General features: G+C 41.3%; 1 pseudogene. It reads left to right on the forward strand.

What is annotated here, in order from left to right:
• Nucleotides 1-567: pseudogene (locus tag QZL69_RS14045) on the forward strand (glycogen/starch/alpha-glucan phosphorylase); the annotation flags it as partial.

Consider the following 567-nt stretch of genomic DNA (forward strand, 5'->3'; position numbering starts at 1 on the left):
CTGGGTAACAGATCATATCGGACCGGAATGGATCACAGACCTGTCTCAGATCAGCAAACTGAAAGTTTATGTTGATGATGAAAAAGCACAGCAGGAATTCATGAACATCAAATACCAGAACAAAGTTCGTCTGGCAAAATACATCCTGGAGCACAACGGAGTAGAGGTAAATCCACGTTCTATCTTCGATGTACAGGTTAAGAGACTTCATGAGTACAAACGTCAGCTTCTGAACATTCTGCATGTAATCTATCTGTATGATCAGATCAAGAAACATCGTTATGTATCTGTACAACGAGATTAAGGCACATCCGGAAATGGATTTCTATCCAAGAACATTCATCTTCGGTGCAAAAGCATCTGCAGGTTATGCACGTGCCAAGAAGATCATCAAACTGATCAACTCTGTAGCAGATGTTGTAAACAATGATGCCTCTATCGAAGGCAAACTGAAAGTTGTATTCATCGAGAACTATCGTGTATCCAACGCTGAGATGATCTTTGCAGCAGCAGATGTTTCTGAGCAGATTTCTACTGCAAGTAAAGAGGCTTCCGGTACAGGTAACA

Origin of the sequence: Blautia sp. CAG:237 (assembly GCF_000436615.1) — a bacterium.
GTDB lineage: Bacteria > Bacillota > Clostridia > Lachnospirales > Lachnospiraceae > Blautia_A > Blautia_A intestinihominis.